General features: G+C 60.2%; 14 protein-coding genes, 1 rRNA gene and 1 pseudogene. 13 read left to right on the top strand and 3 right to left on the bottom strand.

Going from position 1 to position 15,285, the window contains the following annotated elements; all coding sequences use genetic code 11:
• The 3 genes from rrf to B5F35_RS15960 all read left to right on the top strand — a co-directional run.
• Window positions 1–108 (top strand): 5S ribosomal RNA (rrf, locus tag B5F35_RS15970); the annotation flags it as partial.
• A gap of 176 nt (window positions 109–284) precedes the next feature.
• Window positions 285–1,298: a 3-deoxy-7-phosphoheptulonate synthase gene (aroF, locus tag B5F35_RS15965; RefSeq protein WP_087242566.1), complete on the top strand. Its 1,014-nt coding sequence runs from the start codon at window positions 285–287 to the stop codon at window positions 1,296–1,298.
• 108 nt (window positions 1,299–1,406) lie between these two features.
• Entirely contained in the window at window positions 1,407–1,946 is a 540-nt protein-coding gene (locus tag B5F35_RS15960; RefSeq protein ID WP_087242565.1) for a biotin transporter BioY, read from the top strand.
• A gap of 156 nt (window positions 1,947–2,102) precedes the next feature.
• Here B5F35_RS15960 and B5F35_RS15955 read toward each other — a convergent pair whose 3' ends face one another.
• Window positions 2,103–3,215 (bottom strand): ABC transporter permease subunit, encoded by a 1,113-nt coding sequence (locus B5F35_RS15955; RefSeq protein ID WP_087242564.1) that lies wholly within the window; start codon window positions 3,213–3,215, stop codon window positions 2,103–2,105.
• A 40-nt stretch (window positions 3,216–3,255) separates the two neighbouring features.
• Window positions 3,256–4,194 (bottom strand): ABC transporter permease, encoded by a 939-nt coding sequence (locus tag B5F35_RS15950; RefSeq protein WP_087242563.1) that lies wholly within the window; start codon window positions 4,192–4,194, stop codon window positions 3,256–3,258.
• A 213-nt stretch (window positions 4,195–4,407) separates the two neighbouring features.
• Here B5F35_RS15950 and B5F35_RS15945 point away from each other — a divergent pair, with 213 nt between their 5' ends.
• The 5 genes from B5F35_RS15945 (at window position 4,408) to B5F35_RS15925 (ending at window position 10,213) form a co-directional block, all read left to right on the top strand.
• Entirely contained in the window at window positions 4,408–6,108 is a 1,701-nt protein-coding gene (locus B5F35_RS15945; RefSeq protein ID WP_162611459.1) for a sensor histidine kinase, read from the top strand.
• Window positions 6,105–6,551 carry a helix-turn-helix transcriptional regulator gene (locus B5F35_RS15940; protein WP_087242561.1) on the top strand — a complete coding sequence of 149 codons (447 nt, stop codon included), beginning with the start codon at window positions 6,105–6,107 and terminating at the stop codon, window positions 6,549–6,551. The genes B5F35_RS15945 and B5F35_RS15940 overlap by 4 nt, the downstream gene beginning before the upstream one ends.
• 2 nt (window positions 6,552–6,553) lie before the next feature.
• The gene (locus B5F35_RS15935; RefSeq protein ID WP_087242560.1) at window positions 6,554–8,212 is read left to right on the top strand and encodes a ribulokinase; all 1,659 of its coding nucleotides are present in this window, start codon (window positions 6,554–6,556) and stop codon (window positions 8,210–8,212) included.
• A 70-nt stretch (window positions 8,213–8,282) separates the two neighbouring features.
• Entirely contained in the window at window positions 8,283–9,173 is an 891-nt protein-coding gene (locus tag B5F35_RS15930) for a glycoside hydrolase family 25 protein (RefSeq protein WP_162611458.1), read from the top strand.
• Window positions 9,174–9,226: 53 nt separating this feature from the next.
• Entirely contained in the window at window positions 9,227–10,213 is a 987-nt protein-coding gene (locus B5F35_RS15925; protein WP_087242558.1) for a sialidase family protein, read from the top strand.
• Window positions 10,214–10,238: 25 nt separating this feature from the next.
• On the opposite strand, the gene B5F35_RS15920 is transcribed toward B5F35_RS15925, so the two are convergent.
• Window positions 10,239–10,424: a ribbon-helix-helix domain-containing protein gene (locus B5F35_RS15920; RefSeq protein WP_087242557.1), complete on the bottom strand. Its 186-nt coding sequence runs from the start codon at window positions 10,422–10,424 to the stop codon at window positions 10,239–10,241.
• A 129-nt stretch (window positions 10,425–10,553) separates the two neighbouring features.
• Between B5F35_RS15920 and larE the strand changes: the two genes are divergently transcribed.
• The 5 genes and pseudogenes from larE to B5F35_RS15895 form a co-directional block, all read left to right on the top strand.
• Complete coding sequence (larE, locus tag B5F35_RS15915; RefSeq protein WP_087242556.1) at window positions 10,554–11,309, top strand: ATP-dependent sacrificial sulfur transferase LarE; 756 nt, start codon at window positions 10,554–10,556, stop codon at window positions 11,307–11,309.
• Between the two features lie 12 nt (window positions 11,310–11,321).
• The gene (gene larB / locus B5F35_RS15910) at window positions 11,322–12,104 is read left to right on the top strand and encodes a nickel pincer cofactor biosynthesis protein LarB (protein ID WP_087242555.1); all 783 of its coding nucleotides are present in this window, start codon (window positions 11,322–11,324) and stop codon (window positions 12,102–12,104) included.
• Window positions 12,085–13,413 (top strand): nickel pincer cofactor biosynthesis protein LarC, encoded by a 1,329-nt coding sequence (gene larC / locus B5F35_RS15905; RefSeq protein WP_087242554.1) that lies wholly within the window; start codon window positions 12,085–12,087, stop codon window positions 13,411–13,413. Before larB ends, larC begins: the two co-directional genes overlap by 20 nt.
• Before the next feature lie 527 nt (window positions 13,414–13,940).
• On the top strand, window positions 13,941–14,735 hold the full coding sequence (locus B5F35_RS15900; RefSeq protein ID WP_087242553.1) for a DUF975 family protein: 795 nt from the start codon (window positions 13,941–13,943) through the stop codon (window positions 14,733–14,735).
• A gap of 159 nt (window positions 14,736–14,894) precedes the next feature.
• A pseudogene (locus B5F35_RS15895) lies at window positions 14,895–15,285 on the top strand (collagen-like protein); the annotation flags it as partial.

The following is a 15,285-nucleotide window of genomic DNA, read 5'->3' as shown; positions in this document are numbered from 1 at the left end:
GATTACGGTGAGGGTCCACCCGTTCCCATCCCGAACACGGAAGTTAAGCTCACTGGTGCCGACGATACTTGGCTGGAAGCGGCCTGGAACAATAGGGAGACGCCAACACTTAAAAGCAGCCACCCAATAGGGTGGTTGCTTTTTTATGCCTGCCGGTTTTTTTGCCTGCGCAGGTATGAAAATCCGTGGATTTCCAGCCCGCTCCCCCTTGTATTTTGAAGCGCTTGTGTGTATAATAGTTTTATCACTTTAAAGCATAAAATAACGAAAGCGAGGGGATTCCCATGATTATACTGATGAAAAAAGGCAGCGGCCAGAAGGAGATCGATGCGATCGTCTCGGTGCTCCGGGAGCGCGGTCTGGGCGCCAACCTGTCCACCGGCGCGCAGGCCACTGTGATCGGCGTGCTGGGCGACAAGACCAAGCTCGGCGGGATCAATCTGGAGCTGATGGACGGCGTCGAAAAATGCGTGCCGATCATGCACTCCTACAAGCTGGCCAGCCGCGAGATGACGCCCGAGGGCCGCACCGTCGACGTGGGCGGCGTGGTCATCGGCGGGAAAAAGCTTGTCATGATGGCTGGGCCGTGCGCTGTGGAGAGCGAGGAGCAGGTGATGCAGGCCGCGCTCGGCGTGAAGGCGGCGGGCGCGCAGTTCCTGCGGGGCGGCGCGTACAAACCGCGCACCTCTCCGTATGCCTTCCAGGGGCTCGAGAATGAGGGCTACCGCATCCTGCGCCGCGTGGGCGACGAGACAGGGCTGAAGGTTGTGAGTGAGATCGTTTCGCACGACGAGATCGAGATCGCCTGCCGGTACTGCGACATGCTGCAAATCGGCGCGCGCAACATGCAGAATTTCCGCCTGCTGCGCGAGGTGGGCCGTTCCGGCAAGCCGGTCCTTCTCAAGCGCGGCATTGCCTCCACCATTGAGGAATGGCTCGACGCGGCGGAGTATATCATGAGCGAGGGCAACTATAACGTTGTGCTGTGCGAGCGCGGCATCCGCACCTTTGAGACAGCCACGCGCAACACGCTCGATATTGCGGCGGTCCCTGTGGTGCGGGAGCGCAGCTGCCTGCCGATCCTCATCGACCCCTCCCACGCGGCGGGCAAGGCCTCCTATGTCGCACCGCTGGCGCTGGCCGGTGTGGCGGCGGGAGCAGACGGCCTGATCGTGGAGGTGCACCCGGATCCGAAGGTCGCCATGAGCGACGCGGCCCAGCAGCTCACCATCCCCGCCTGGGCCGAACTGACGCAGCGCGTGCGCGCCGTCGCGGAGTCCGTGGGGCGCAAATTGTAAACTAAAAATAAAATTCAGGTTGACAATTAAAGATTCCTCCGGTATCATAGAAGGGAATTCCGGGCGATCCCGCACGGCTTCGCCTCAAAGATACCGGAGGAAATTTTTATGAAAACAAAGGAACTGACCATCACGGCGCTCTGCTGTGCCCTCACAGCCATTCTCGCGCCCCTGACCATCACGCTGCCGTTTACGCTGATCCCGTTCTCACTCTCGCTGATCCCCATTTTCCTCACGGGAGCGGTACTGCCGAAGCGCCATGCGTTTCTGGCGATTGTGCTGTATGTGCTGCTCGGGCTGATCGGCCTGCCGGTGTTCAGCGGCTTTGCGTCCGGCGTGGGCGTTCTGGCGGGGCCGACAGGCGGCTTTGTGATAGGCTATCCGTTCACGGCCCTGGCGGTCGCGTGGGCCGTGGAGAAGCGCTTCTCTCTTCCGCGGTACGCGATAGGCGCGGCCATCGGCATGGTGGTGTGCTATCTGCCCGGCTCGATCTGGTATGCCGTTTCGGCGGGGGTGCCGTATGGGCAGGCTTTGCTTGCCACAGTCGTCCCCTTTGTGCTCTGGGACGCGCTCAAAGCCGTTCTGGCGGGCGCGGCGGCCGCTGCTCTGCGCCGTGCGCTTCCGCGCGTGCTCCAGCCCGCCGTGTAACCAGAATCTTTGCACAGGACAAAAAAATCCCCCTTGCGGTCTATGTTCCGCAAGGGGGATTTTTGTCTCCCGCCGTCTCCTCACAGGCGCGGCAAGCAAAGCACCTGTGGAAAGCTCCGGGGAAGCGGCAAAGAGACGGAGAAAGGAGCAGTTGTCTTATACGGCGTCATTCACCTTCTGAATGACGTCCTCCAGACCTTCGTTCTTATAGGTGTTGATGATATTCTGCCACATGGTTTCGACCGGCTCGGTGCCTGTCATAATGTTGAGCATATCTTCCTCCACATGCAGAGAGAAGTCGCTGCCGAGGGAAACGAAAGCCGTGGTGCAGTCGTAGTTGTATTCCGGAATTTCCAGTTTGGAGGTGATCTCCACCAGGGAGTCGTTGATGTCAAAGTATTCCTGCGGAATGCTCTGCGGGAAGGTGTTGGCATCCATCAGCGGCGGGTTCCAGGCCACCAGATAGGCAAAGGTGCTCATGCTCTTGTACTTGTCAAAGGGAGAGCCTTCCGTCAGATAGGTGATCTTGCCGTCGGCGTCCTTCTCATAGGTATCTCCCTCAATGCCCGCGTAGGACAGGATCGTGCCTTCCTCGGAGCAGAGATAGTCGTACAGGGAGAGGATGCGGGCAAGCTTCGCGTCGTCAACGTGGGAGCTGATATAGAAGAGGGCAAAGGTGGCCACAAACGGCATGGAAATCGGGATAATGATCCGCACCAGGATGATGAACGAATTGGCTCCATCGATGCGGGCTGCCTCCTCCAGGCTTTCCGGGAGGGACAGGAAATAGTTCTTCATGATGATCATATAGTAGGTGCTCAGCGCGGTGGGAATGATCATCGACCAGATGGAGTTGACCATACCGAGATTCTTGATGTTCAGATAGCTTGGGACAAGGCCGCCGGAGAAGAGCATGGTGAACAGGATAAGGTAGAGAAACACCTTTCTGCCAATCAGCGTTTTCTTCGACAGCGCGTATGCGCCCATGATCGACAGCGTCATATTGATTGTGACGCCGACAATGGTGACAAAGAGCGATACCCCCAGCGCCTGGAAGAAGGCGGCGTCCTGGAATACCGTAATATATCCCGTGAAGTCAAACACATAGGGCAGGATATACGGCACATGGGTGGAGGTGGCCACCGCGTTCGCGAGGGACATAATAACCACATAATAGAAGGGATAAATGGTGATGAAAGCCAGGAGAATGAAGAACAGATAGATCGCGATATCGCCCGGCTTCGCGCGTGTCAGCTTTGCTTGTTTCATGGATTTCCGTATGCCTCCTTTTCGGATATTTCCGGTACGGTCAAAAAAGGCCTTCGTCCGCTCTTGAGGCGATCTTGTTGCTGATGGAAATCAGAACCACGCCAATCACGGATTTAAACAGGCCGATCGCCGTCGAGTACCCGAAATTCAGCCCGCCGGTGACAAAGGATTCGCGGAAGATATAGGTATCGAGGGTGTCGCCCACACTGTACACCGGAGCGGAGTAGAGGTTGAAAATCTGATCGAAACGGCCGTTGTTCATCAGCTGGCCCACCGCCAGGATCAGCATGATCACGATCGTGGAGCGGATGCCGGGCAGCGTGATGTGCCACATCTTTTGCAGACGGCTGGCCCCGTCCACCTCCGCCGCCTCATAAAGGCCCGTGTCAATGGAGGTGATGGCCGCGATGTAAATGATGGAATCCCATCCGATTTCCTTCCATATGTTGGAGATCCAGATAAACGGCCGGAAGCTGTCCACGGAGGTCAGCGGGGAAACGCTGGGCAGTCCGATGGCTCCCAGCACCTGATTGATGATGCCGGAAGAGGAAAACATGCTGGTGAGGATTCCTCCCAGCACCATCCAGGAAATAAAGTGGGGGAACGTCACCACCGTCTGGAAAAATTTCTTTGCGCGCCGTCCGCGGATCTCGTTGATCAGGATCGCCAGGATGATCGCGCACGGCATCTGGAACAGGATTCCTCCCACACCGATGATCACCGTATTCTTGACCGCCACAAGGAACTGTGCGTCCGACATCATCTTCACAAAGTTATCCATTCCGACCCACGGGCTGTTCCATAAGCCGCCGTCGAAACGGAAATTGCGGAACGCCAGCGTGATTCCTGCCATCGGTACGTAACAGAAAATCGCATACCAGGCGAGAACCGGAACCAGCATGACGTAATACAGCGCATCGTTGCGAAGCTTGCGGGCGATTCTGCCGCGGCCCGCCGTGCCTGCACCGGGCTTTTTCATATTCCTTCCTCCTCGTTTTGTGTTTTGTAACAATTTGCATTATATAACATTGTGAAAATAGATGGTATGAACAAATTCTCTATCTTTCCCCGCGGCTTAACGGAAAAGGAATGAAAAAATTTCATGTGACCTTACAAGAGGACATTCCAATTTTCACAAAATTCGCTTATAATATTCCTTGGAATCGTGCTTTATAAAAAGAAGATGACCAATTTGAACCGCATACCCCTTCTCTCCCGGCTGCGGATCAATACGCAGGTGCGCCTGCTCACCGCCGCGGCCCTGGCGGCGTTTGTCTGCCTGTGCACCGTCATTTATCATAACACAAACCTTCTTCTTCTGCGCAACGCGGAAAATTACACGGATCTGATCAGCCGCAGGCTGGAAACCGAGTTTTCCCTGATGGCGGATTCCTCCCGCAATGTGCTGCTCACGCTTCAGGCGGATCCCAATGTGGCCAAACTGCTGGACGCCCCCTATTCCGAACAGTACGCTCTGTTCCAGGAGGTCTCCGAAAGCCTGATGACCCATTCCATCTCAAACCCCCAGATCTATTCGATCTCCCTGGTGAGCGATACCGTACATTACTCCAACCTTTATACAGCCGAAACACTGGACAGCTTCCGCGAGGCGCTGACCAGCTCCCAGCCGGCCTTTCTGGGCGTCAAGAGCTCGGATTTCCGCCGCCTGACCAATTTCCCGGAAAAGGATTTCCTCATTTTCGGCGCGCCCATCCTGCTCAACGGGCGCGAGGTGGGAGCCACCATCCTGTCCATGCGCTCCGTCTCCATCCTCTCCTATGACGAGGAGGAAAACGAGATGGGAAGCTACTATGTCCTGTGCCGGGACGACGAGGTTCTGTACGCCTTCAACTGCCTGCCGGATCTGGCCGACACCCTGCGGCAGGCCGCTTTCTCCGCGCAGGGCAGCACCGCCTCCGTGGGAGGCTATACCCTGAACGTGACGCCGCTTGACAAGATGGATTGCAGCCTGATCAGCGCTCTGGATCAGCGTATGGCGGGGCGGAACCTGGAGGGCATCACCATCCCCATATGGGCGTGCGTGCTTCTGCTGTGCGCTTATTCGCTGTTCCTGTTCCTGCTGCTTTCGCGCAATCTGGTGTCTCCGCTGAACAAGCTGTTCAGCGTGATCCAGGGCGTGCGCTCCACACAGTCGCGCGGAATTGCGGCTCCCGTCGAGCTCAGCGGATGCCGGGAGATCGCGGCGATGGGACAGGAATTCACAAACATGATGGACAACATCCAAAGGCTCAACCGGAAGATCTTCCAGACCACCTTTGAGCTCTATGAGGCCAAAATCCAAAAGCAGCAGGCCGAAATTTCCTACCTGCGCAGCCAGGTGGATCCGCACTTTCTCTACAACACGCTGGAGGTGGTGCGGCGCATGGCGATGGAGCGCAACGCCCCGGAAATCTCCGAGCTGTCGCTGGATATCAGCCGTATTTTCCGCTACAGCGCAAAGGGCGATTCCCTCGTGCCGCTGCGGGAGGAGCTGCGCATGATGGAATCGTACCTGCACATCCAGAAATGCCGGTTTGAGGATAAGCTTGAGGTAATCTGCCATTTCCCGGAGGAAACGCTTTCTCTCCAGGTGATCAAGATGCTGCTCCAGCCGCTGGTGGAAAATGCGATTTTCCACGGTCTGGAGACCAAAAGCGGCCTGGGCACGCTGTTTCTGGGAGCCAGGCGGGAGGGGGACCGCCTCCTTCTCAGCGTGCGGGATGACGGCGTGGGGATCCCGCCTGAGCGGCTGGCGGAGATCCACAGGGAGCTTGAATCTCCGCTTTACGATACCAGCAGCCATGTGGGGCTGATTAATACCCATGCCCGCATCCAGCTTCAATACGGAAAGGAATACGGGCTTACAATCTCTATGACTTCAAACAGCTTGTGACTGAATACAAAAGCCTGCCTGAGATGACGCAGCGGCTGGAAGAGCTTCTGTCCGCCACCGCGGAGGGCGCTTCGCCCGCGATCACCAACTCAAACTTTTTCAAGCTTCTCAAGTTTGTGAACGCTCATTACATGGAGGACATTTCCCTTGCGGGGACTGCCGCCATCCTGCATATGAACCCCAACTATGTCAGCCAGATGTTCCGGCGGGAGACGGGGGAAACCTTTACACGGTACATCACGGATCTGCGGATCACCCAGGCCAAAAAGCTTTTGCGCACAGAGGATTCCGCGATCTCCGACATTGCCCTTTCCGTGGGCTTCAACGATTACTTTTACTTTCTCAAAACATTTAAAAAATCACAGGGAAAACCCCGAGCCAGTGGAGGCTTGGCGAGTGACAAAAGCAAGCGGGCTTTTGTATGGAAACAGGGAGGTTGCTGAAAATGGGACGTTATGCTGCCGGCGTGGACTACGGATCGCTCTCGGGGCGGGCCGTCCTCGTCGATCTGGACACAGGAAAGGAACTGGCCGCGTCGGTTTTTGCCTATCCGCACGGCGTGATGACGCGGGAGCTGCCGGACGGCACGCCTTTACCGGATGACTGGGCCGTCCAGGATCCGCAGGACTATCTGGAGGTGCTGCGCCGCACCATCCCGCAGGTGCTGCGGGAATCCGGGGTATCGCCGGAGGACGTGATCGCCGTGGGGGTGGACTGCACGGCAAACACGGCGCTGCCCGTGCGCACGGACGGAAAACCGCTGTGCTTTCTGCCGGAATTTGCATCCCATCCGCACGCGTGGATGAAGATGTGGAAGCACCATGCCGCCCAGCCGCTGGCGGACCGGATGACGGAGCTGGCGGAGGAGCGCGGCGAAGGCTGGCTGCCCTTTTACGGCGGGCGCGTCTCCTCCGAATGGTCTCTGCCGAAGCTGTGGCAGATCGTCCGAGAGGATGAGGAGGTCTGCCGGGCCGCCGACCGCTGGGTGGAAGCCGCGGACTGGCTGGTGTGGCAGCTCTGCGGCAAGCTGACGCCAAACGCCTGCGCGGCGGGCTACAAGGCGTTTTGGCGCAAGGGGGAGGGCTATCCTCTCGATTTTCTCGAAGCCCTCGATCCGCGCCTGGCACTCGCGGTGCGGGAAAAGCTCGGCGGCGATCCGCTGCCGCCCGGCTCACTGGCCGGATTTGTGACAAAGCACGGCGCCGCTCTCACCGGGCTGGCTCCCGGCACGGCGGTGGCGGTGGGCGGAGTGGACGCGCACGCCTGCGTGCCCGCCGCCGGGATTGACGGCCCCGGCCAGCTTTTGGCCATCATCGGCACCTCAACGTGCCATATGCTCATGGCGGATCGGCCGATCGCCGTGCCGGGGATCTGCAGCGCGGTGGAGGACGGCATCCTGCCGGGCTGGTGGGGCTATGAAGCGGGCCAGAGCTGTGTGGGCGACGGCTTCGCGTGGTATCTGGACAACTGCCTGCCCGGCTCCTGCCGTGAGGAAGCCCGCCAGGAGGGCAAAAACCTGCATGCCTGGCTGCGGGAGCGCGCATCCCGCCTGCGTCCCGGCGAAAGCGGCCTGCTTGCCCTCGACTGGTGGAATGGAAACCGCTCCGTGCTCACGGACGCGTCCCTGTCGGGAACCATTGTCGGGCTGACGCTGCGCACGCGCCCGGAGGAAATTTACCGCGCGCTTCTGGAGGCCACGGCCTACGGCGCGCGCGTCATCGTGGAGGATTACCGCGCGCACGGGCTGACGGTGGATCGCTTTGTGGCGGCGGGAGGCATCCCGCTCAAGGATCCTCTCATGATGCAGATCTACGCCGACGTGCTCGGCCTGCCGGTACACATCGCCGGTTCCGCGCAGGGCCCCGCTCTCGGCTCCGCGATCCTCGCGGCAGCGGCGGCGGGGAAGAAGCGCGGCGGCTTTGCCGGTGTGAGCGAAGCCGTGCGCGCCCTGGGCTGGCAGAAGGACACGGTTTACCACCCCATTCCGGAGCACGCCGCCGTGTATGACCGGCTGTTTGCCGAATACCGCAAACTGCACGATTATTTCGGACACGAAAACAGCGTGATGAAGCGCCTGCGCGCCATCCGCGCCGGGGAAACCTGATCGTTTTCGGGGCTTGTCACGTTTTTCCCCCTCCCTTCATACACATGGAAGGGAAGGAGGCATGATCCCCATGAAAGGAATCGACGTCAGCTATTATCAGGGAAAAATCGACTGGAAGGCCGTCAGGCAGTCCGGTGTTGAATTTGCCATCCTGCGCGCGGGCTTCGGCAGCAGCGCGGCGCAGAAGGACGCCACCTTTGACGCCAACGCAAAGAACGCAACCGCCGCCGGCGTGGATGTGGGCGCGTATTGGTTCAGCTATGCCGCCACGCCGGACGAAGCCCGTCTGGAAGCGCGCATCTGCCGCGACGTGCTCGCGCCGTACTGGGGGAAATTCACTTACCCTATCTATTATGACTACGAATATGACACCGAGCGCTATGTGAAATCCAAAACGGGACGCGACCCCACGCGCGAGGAGCGCACCGCCGTGATTGCCGCGTTTCTCACGGAGCTGGAAAGCTTCGGCTGGCGCGGCGGCGTATACACGAACCGCGACTATGTGCAGAACCGGCTCAACATGGCACAGCTGGCCGGGTATGAGCTTTGGATCGCGGATTACAGCAATCCCACCACGGATCCGCGCGCGGGCATGCAGCAGACCTCGAGCACCGGGAAGGTCTCGGGAATCGCGGGCAACGTGGATATGAACACGGGCCTGCGGGACTATCCTGCCCTCCTGCGCGCCGCCGGGAAAAACGGTCTGTCCTCCGCTGTGGACTGGGTCAGCGACACCACCTCCACAGTGGAAATTGCGCGCTATGCCGTCTACACGGTGAAGATCACCGGGCGGGATATCGCCGTCATCCCCGGCACGCCGGGCGTAGTGTGGCCGATCCGCTGCCGCCGCGAGGGGCAAAGCACCTTCTGGCATATCGCCGCCGTCGGCGAACCCGGCACGGAAACCGGCCTTTATCCGGCAGGCGGCGGAAGCAAAATCTTTACCACCCGCGTCAAATAACGCCTGCGGCTCATGGGATTGCCGCGGGCTGTTAAAAAGAAAGGAGATTTCATATGCTGGAACAATTTATGACACCGGGAGGATATACCTGCGGGGAAATGGTCAGACAGGAGGACGGCACGGTGCTGGTGTTCAGCGGCGAAACGCGCGCCTGCTTTGACGGAGAACGTGAGCTGTGGCGCACCGCGTTTCACCCGCCTGTGGAGCTGATGGCGATTTCCCGCCTTCAGGACGGCAGGCTGATCGGTCTTTCCTATGACGTCCCCAAGCCCCCGGAGGTCACGGCGGCCGGGCTGAACGGCTCAACGTTCAGCCTGTGGTATTCCAAAGACAGCGGCGAATCCTGGGAAGGGCCGCACGCGATGTGCGCAAACCCCGGCTGCTACTATATGCACAACGGCCGAATCTTGCAGCTCTCCTCAGGGCGCATCCTGATTCCGGCCAACTGGGTGCCGCCCCAGGCGTACGGAAAAGGAGTGGAGACCTCCGACCTCGCGGGCGCTTTCTACAGCGACGACAACGGCGCAACCTGGAAGGAATCCAACTGGATCGCCGCCTCGACGCCCGGCGATCATCTGGCGGAGAGCATTGCTGTGGAGCTGCCGGGCGGTCAGGTGAAATGCTTCATGCGCTGCACCTCCGGCTATATGCGCCAGGCCCTCTCCCGCGACGGCGGCGTTACCTGGGAGCCGGAGACCGCCACCTCCCTGCGGATGCCCTGCTCTCCGTTCACTGTGGTGAAGGATCCGTTCACGCAGGATTATTATGCCGTGTGGATCCATTCCTTCCCGGCTCCCATGTACCAGTGTCCCCGCAGCCCGCTTTCCCTGGCCGTAAGCCATGACAACACCGCGTCGTGGGAATTCCTCGGAGATCTTGAGTGCAACCCGAATTGCAGCTATGGCTATCCGGTCATGGCCTTTCAGGAAAATCACCTGTTTTTCCTGTATTACGTCAATGAGCAAAGCCGCAGTTTTTCTTATGAACAGAACCGCCTGAAGCTGAAAATTATGGAACGCACAAGCTTACCGCTGAAATAAACAGAAAGGGTGTCTCCCGTTTCCATCACGGGTGACACCCTTTTTTCAAATCCGGCAGATGATCCAGAGCGTAGTCAATGCACTGATTGATGAATTCGCTCCTGCTTAAATGATACTGCGCCGCACAGCGATCAATGGTTTCCAGCTTTTCAAAATCAACACGGATCGTAATGGGATCCTTTTTATATTGTTTCGGTACAAAATCCGACATTACTCCCCCTCCTTTCTATAGAATTATAAGGCTAACACAGCGCAAAACACAAGCTTTTTCAAACCTTGACGCAAACTTACAGCGCGTGGTATCATGAAAAGCAGGCTAAGCCGGGGAGGATATAGAGAGATGACATTGGAAGAATTTTTCAGGGATAATCCCCGCGCCGCTCTGGCCTTTTCCGGCGGAACAGATTCCGCTTTTCTGCTGTGGGCGGCGGCGCGGTATGGGGCGCAGGTGCGCGCCTATTTTGTGAAAACAGCGTTTCAGCCCGCCTTTGAGCTGCGGGACGCGGAGCGGCTGGCACGGGAGCTTTCCATGCCGCTGACGGTGGTGGAAGCGGATATCCTCGCTGTGCCGGGCGCGGCGGAGAACGGGCCGGAACGCTGCTACCACTGCAAGCGTGCGCTGTTTACCCGCCTGACGGAAGCCGCACGGGCAGACGGCTTTTCTCTCCTGATCGACGGGACGAACGCCTCCGACGACGCGGGCGACCGCCCCGGGATGCGCGCCCTGCGCGAGCTTTCCGTGCGCTCGCCGCTGCGCGAATGCGGTCTGACCAAAGAGGAAGTGCGCAGCCTTTCGCGGGAGGCCGGTCTGTTCACCTGGGACAAGCCCGCCTACGCCTGCCTGGCTACGCGCATTCCGACCGGAACCCGGATTTCCCGGGAAACACTCGAAGCCGTGGAACAGGCGGAGGACGCGCTTTCGGCGCTCGGCTTTTCGGATTTCCGCGTGCGCGTATTCGGCGGAGCCGCACGGATTCAGCTCACCGGGGAGCAGATGAACCGGGCGTGGGAGCGCAGAGAGGAGATCCTCCAAACCCTGCGCCTCCTGTTTCCCGCTGTCCTGCTGGATCTGGAACCGCGCCAGCCCTCGCGGTAAGGAGGAAACGCCATGGACAACAAGCATGAAATTCTCGCGCTCCTGCGCGGCGTGGCGGACGGTTCCGTCACCCCGGAGGACGCGCTGCTGCAATTCAAACAGTCGCCGTTTGAGGATCTTGGCTATGCGAAGGTCGATTTCCACCGGAGCGTGCGGCAGGGCGCGTCCGAGGTGATCTACGGCGCAGGCAAGACGCCGGAGCAGATCGCCGGAATCGCCGCCGCCATGGGAGCGCGCGGCTGCCGCAACATCCTGATCACCCGCATGGGCGAGGAGGCGGCACGGCAGGTAAGCGAAGCCGTCCCGCTCGATTACCATAAGGACGCGCGGTTCGGCGTGGCGTTCCCGGGAGAACGGGAGTCGCTGGGGAAAATCGTGGTGGCCACGGGCGGCACAAGCGATCTGCCCGTCGCGGAGGAAGCCGCTTTGACGGCGGAAACGCTGGGAAACCGTGTGGTGCGCCTGTACGACGTGGGCGTGGCCGGGCTGCACCGGCTGCTGTCGCATCTGGACGATCTGATGAGCGCCCGGTGCGTCGTGGCGGTGGCAGGCATGGAAGGGGCGCTGGCCTCCGTCATCGGCGGGCTGGTGGACTGCCCGGTGATCGCCGTGCCGACCAGCGTGGGCTATGGAGCCAGCTTCGGCGGCCTTGCCGCGCTGCTCTCCATGCTCAACTCCTGCGCCTCAGGGTGCAGCGTCGTGAACATTGACAACGGCTTTGGCGCGGGCTACCTCGCCGGCATGATCAACCAGATGGAAGGATTGGAGGAGCACCATGAAAACCCTGTATCTTGAATGTGCCATGGGCGCGGCGGGCGATATGCTCATGAGCGCCTTGTATGAGCTGCTGGACAACAAGGACGATTTCCTTCGCGTGATGAACAGCCTGAGCTTGCCCGGCGTGGAGGTGCACGCCGAGCCTGCCGTCACCGCCGGAATCGCCGGGACACATATGCGCGTGCTGGTGCATGGCCAAGAGGAACTGGAGCATGGCCATGAGCACGAACATTGCCACGGCCACGAACACTGCCACGACCATGAGCACGAACACTGTCATGATCATGAACACCCGCATGAGCACGGACATTGCCACGACCATGTGCATGGGGAGGAGCTTTCCCACACGCACAGCCATGAGCACGGCCATGCGCACCACCATCACGCGGGGCCGGGGGAGATTGCGGCACTGATCGACACGCTGCCGCTGCCGGAGACGGTGCGTAAGCGGGCGCGCAGTGTCTATGACGCGATTGCCGCCGCTGAAGCGCGCGCACACGGCTGCCCGGTGGGAGACGTACACTTTCATGAGGTGGGCGCGCTGGACGCTGTGGCCGATGTGGTGGGCGTATGCTACGCCATGGAGCTGCTTGCCCCGGATCGCGTGGTGGTTTCGCCGGTGCATGTGGGCAGCGGAACGGTGCGCTGCGCACATGGTGTGATGCCCGTTCCGGCTCCGGCCACGTCATACCTGCTGGAAGGTGTGCCGATCTACGGCGGCGCGGTGCGCGGCGAGCTGTGCACGCCGACGGGAGCGGCGCTCCTGCGCGAGTTTGCGTCCTCGTTCGGCTCTATGCCCGCCATGGTGACGGAGTGTGTGGGCATCGGCGTGGGAACGAAGCAGTTTGAGCAGGCCAACTGTGTGCGCGCCTTTTTCGGGCGGGAGAGCGCCGGGGAAGCCGCTCCCGGCAGCGAGGCGAACGGGGAGATCTGCGAGCTGGTCTGCAACCTGGACGACATGACGCCGGAGGAGCTGGCCTTTGCCGCCTCGCGGCTGCTGGAGCTGGGCGCGCTCGACGTGTATCTTACGCCCGGCACGATGAAGAAGGGCCGTCCCGGCCATGTGCTCACCGTGCTCTGCGAGCCGCTGCGGGAAGCGGAGTTTGCGCGCCTGATTCTGCGGCACACCACCACCAACGGCCTGCGCGTGCGCCGCTGCGCCAAGTATTTTCTGAAGCCCGGCCAGGAGGAAACGGAAACACCGTGGGGAACGGTGCGCGTCAAGACGGCGGAGGGCTTCGGTGTGACGCACCGCAAGATGGAGTTTGAGGATGCCGCCGCTCTCGCCCGCAAACATGATATTCCGCTTCCCAAGCTGAAAGACTGAGCTGGGTTGCTGCATGCGGCGTGCGCGGAAATATTTGTCCAGCTGAAAATTACAGCTAACCTGCCGTGCTGCTCCGTGGCCGGGCCGCGGGCTGCACAGCAAGGCCCCCTTGCGACGTCAGATCGCAAGGGGGCCGATTTCTTTCGCCATGCCGGGCGGCGGGCTTGCCCGCCGCTTGCGCGAAGTGCGTCAAGGCTCAGCCTTGCGGCGTGCGCGAAGTGCGTCAAGGCTCAGCCTTGGGCTTAGACTAAGGGGAGAAGGGTGGCCGCCATCGAAACGAGCAGAACGGCGGCTGAAATGGCGGCGTAGAGCAGGACCTCACGTTTTAATGACAGCACAGAAATTCCTCCCTCTCAAATGGGTTTTTGTTGTTTATACTAGATAGACGGAGAAACGGGGCGTTTTGTTTCACATTTTAAAAAAATTTATTCCAGAGCGTTTTTCTGGGGGCTGCTGGACATTTCCCCTCGTTTGCCGTATAATAGGAGAACAATCTGACCTTGCGGACAAAAAGGGAGGTTCCAACTATGTGGACCAGAGCACAATTAAAAGCCAACGCCAAATATGCCATGCGCGGGCGCTACGGAAAATGCCTGCTCGCTTCGCTGGCTGCCGATGCAATCCCGGTGCTGTACAGCCTCCTGATTACCATCGTCACCTATGCCACCATCATTCCTCTTTACATCCAGATCTTCCAGGAACCGGAGACCACGCAGACGGAGGAATGGGCGTGGGGCGTGATACGCACCATGAACGATCTGAACACGCGCGTAAACGCTTCTCAGTTTTTTTACTATATCCTTTCCATCTTTATCGTGATGCCTTTGACCGTCAGCGCGGCACGCTTTTTTGTGCACAACCGCTTTGGCCATGTGGATCTCAAACTGATTAAAACCGCCTTCACCGCCAGCTACAGCCGCAGCATGGGAGCCATGTTTGTGACAAACCTGTTTATCTCCCTGTGGACGCTGCTTCTGGTTGTTCCCGGCATCATCAAGCAGTGCGAGTATTTTATGGTGCCGTGGCTGCTCTCCGACAACCCGAATCTGACCGGTGAGCGCGCCCGCGAGATCAGCCGCATGATGACCGACGGGCACAAATGGAACATCTTCGTTTTGGAGCTGTCTTTCCTCGGCTGGTATCTGCTGGGCAGCCTTGCGTTGGGCGTCGGCATAGTATTCGTCAACCCCTATTACCGTGCCACCTGCGCGGAGCTGTATGTCTGCCTGCGCCAGAACATCCTGCAAAGCGGATGTGTCACTCCCGCGGAGCTGAATTTGGCCCCGCCCACACCGTGGCCTCCTGTGACACCCACCCGCTGAGCGTCGATTTCTTTCATTAAAAAATACGCGGAGCGCCGCCCCTTTTCTGCATGAGGGGACGGCGCTCCGCTTTTTTACGCTATTGGGGCAGGCGTCACAAACCGCAAGGCTGGGGAATAGGATAAGGTATCTTCATCTGCCGGAAAGGAGAGACCCCCTATGACGTGTGATTCCCGCTGCTTTCCCCCGTTTTCCCACGGGCCGTGCCCGCCCCCCTGGCCCACAGTGGGACCGACCGGCCCCACCGGGCCAACCGGAGCAACGGGAGCCACCGGGGCAACCGGCCCGGCGGGCGGGGTAACGGGCGTCACCGGCATGACGGGGGCGACCGGGGCCACAGGGGCGACCGGCCCAACCGGCGCGGCGGGACCGACGGGCGCCCCCGGGCCAACGGGACCCACTGGCCCCACCGGCGCTCCCGGCAGTGTGACGGGGGCAACCGGCCCCACCGGGCCGCAGGGAGCCGCCGGAGTTCCCGGCGCGCGGGGAGCGACCGGAGCCACCGGCGCAACCGGCGCGACAGGGGCAACCGGTCCCGCCGGGCCGCAGG

Source organism: Anaeromassilibacillus sp. An200, assembly GCF_002160025.1.
Taxonomy (GTDB): Bacteria; Bacillota; Clostridia; order Oscillospirales; family Acutalibacteraceae; genus Caccousia; species Caccousia stercoris.
This window is presented reverse-complemented; position numbering and strand designations above follow the sequence as displayed.